The sequence below is a fragment of the Pseudoalteromonas sp. MMG006 genome (assembly GCF_018101025.1).
Classification (GTDB): Bacteria; Pseudomonadota; Gammaproteobacteria; order Enterobacterales; family Alteromonadaceae; genus Pseudoalteromonas.
The window spans coordinates 1-2687 of sequence record NZ_JAGJEJ010000041.1; the positions used below are offsets into that span (position 1 = coordinate 1).

1 protein-coding gene is annotated in these 2687 nt (G+C 36.0%); it reads left to right on the forward strand.

Annotation, left to right across the window (positions count from 1 at the left end):
* Positions 1–169: 169 nt before the first annotated feature.
* Positions 170–1585 (forward strand): alanine/glycine:cation symporter family protein, encoded by a 1416-nt coding sequence (locus tag J8L73_RS19075; protein ID WP_211001788.1) that lies wholly within the window; start codon positions 170–172, stop codon positions 1583–1585.
* The last annotated feature ends 1102 nt before the right edge of the window (positions 1586–2687 follow it).

Sequence of the window (2687 nt, forward strand, 5' to 3'; positions counted from 1 at the left end):
TAAGTAAAATTAGATTTATTTTATACACAGACAAAGCTCACAACTAGATCACAAGTTACTCACAAAAGCCTGTTGATAACTGTGCTTTTTGCACTTTAAAACTAAACTCTTTTTGTTTGTTGTGGTAAGTTGCCAGCACTTTTTTAACTCATGTATTTAGGTAGTATCCATGACAGACATAATAAATAGTATAAGTGCCCTTTTGTGGGGCCAAGTTCTCGTCTACTTATTAATAGCAGCAGGCCTGTTTTTTACCGTTCGGTTAGGCTTCATTCAAATTGTCCAATTTCCACATATGTTTAAAGTAATGTTTGGTTCGCGTAAGTGCGGCGATAATGAGATATCGTCATTCCAAGCTTTTTGTACATCTTTAGCCGCCCGTGTTGGTACAGGTAATATGGCAGGTGTAGCTGTTGCTTTATATTTAGGTGGCCCAGGTGCGATTTTTTGGATGTGGCTTATTGCCTTAATAGGAATGGCAACCAGTTTTGCAGAAAGTACCTTAGCACAAGCTTATAAAACAAAAGATGCTGAAGGTAATTTTAGAGGTGGCCCTGCTTATTATATGGAAGTAGGTTTAGGTAAGCGTTGGATGGGCGTTTTATTCTCGTTATGTTTAATTTTAGCTTTTGGCCTAGTATTTAATGCCGTACAGTCAAACTCTATTGCTGCAGCATTCGAAGTAGCGTTTGATGTACCAAAATATATTGTTGGAATAGTACTTGTTGTTGGCTCAGGTATTATTATCTTTGGTGGCTTAAAAACAATCTCACGATTTGCAGAAATGGTTGTACCTTTTATGGCATTAGCCTATTTATTAGTTGCAATATATGTATGTGCAATGAATTTTACTGCTTTACCAGATGTGTTGGTACTTATTATAAAAAGTGCTTTTGGACTTGAACAAGCAGGTGCAGGTGCAATTGGTTATGGTGTAACACAGGCGATGATCCAAGGGATCAAGCGTGGATTATTCTCAAACGAAGCTGGTATGGGTAGCGCAGCAAATGCTGCCGCAACTGCAACACCTTATCCACCTCACCCTGCATCGCAAGGCTATGTACAAATGCTGGGTGTATTTATTGATACTATTGTTATTTGTACCGCGACTGCGTCGTTAATTTTACTATCTCAACAATTAGTACCTGAGTCTGGGGTGATGGGAATTGAACTTACGCAAGCAGCTTTACAAGAGCATGTTGGTAGCTGGGGTTCTTACTTTGTTGCTATCGCTATCTTGTTCTTTGCTTTTACTTCTATTGTCGCTAATTATTCATACGCTGAAACTAATTTAATGTTTTTAGAACATAACTCTAATAAAGGCATGTTTATTTTTAGATTGCTTGTATTAGCAATGGTGATGTTTGGCGCTATTGGTGAACTTGGCTTAATTTGGACATTAGCTGATATATCAATGGGGTTAATGGCCATTGTAAACGTAATAGCGCTGTTTATGCTTTCAGGTGTTGTTGTGTGGCTCTCAAAAGACTACAACGAGCAACGTAAAAAAGGGCTAATTCCTACATTTGATAAGAGCAAACATCCAAAATTAAATAAAGAGGTCGACTCAGAAGCCTGGAAATAAAGATTAATTAGCGAGCTACGGCTCGCTTTTTTAGATTTGTAGTTTATACACGCATATTTAAAAGTTTGAATATCACCATTCAGCCAAAAAGATTATATTAATACTTTGAGATTACCTTATATCTAATCGCATATATAAGCCTGTACTTTAATAAATGCTAAGTTAGTTTTTTACTTACAATGCCTACCTTAGTCCTACTGTCATCCATGACGCACTAACCTCCACTAAACACGCCATCATTAATCAGTTAAATTGTTACTTTATACTATTAGTTAATGTGTTCGGGATCTTTGCCCTATATTAGTTGGGTTTAATTCATCGCCTATTATACGGTTAAGGGCATATGCCTCTAAGAATGGGTAATAGTGTAATCACCTACATAACTTTAGTTTCAACCTGCGCCACATGAGCTATACAAATATGCGATTCTCTGCATCAGTTATCCTAGGCATTTTACATATAATAAAAGCATGCCTTTATCTAGATGTTCTGTTTTTTATTCTTTATTGGATGCTCGCGTATTGGGTTGAATTAGACGTACCGTAGGTATGCTTGCGTTATTTTATAACTTATTTGGTTTTGCTACGTAACTAGGGCTTAGTGCGCAACAAGTTGACTGTTGGCGTAACTATCTATTGAGCACCAGTCACGGTACTGCTTTTCAATATATGTTATTAGTTTAGCAACATGTATTTCTATTTTTTTTACATCAGAGGTATATAAAGCAGCATTACATGCTGGGTAATATTAGTTGGCGCGCTTATATTACTGTGAGCTGTTCTCGCGTTTAACTTTCTAGGTACAACTCCTACTCTTTTGCTCTCCGTTAGCGCATATGTTTAATTGCATGTTTGAGTAACAGTTTAAATAAAACCAATAAAGATTGTGGATGATTTGGCATTACTTAATTAAGCCAGAGCTAAAAGCCGTGATGATAAAATAAAAGTTGATAGGTTTATAAATATACGATGATGAAACTATCTGATATTAAAGATAGCAGGCATTAAAATAAGATTAGAAAAGATAAGGAGGATAATTTTTGAAATTTTTAAATCTGAAATCGATTTTATATCTGAATGTTACTTGAGGGTGTAACTTAAGA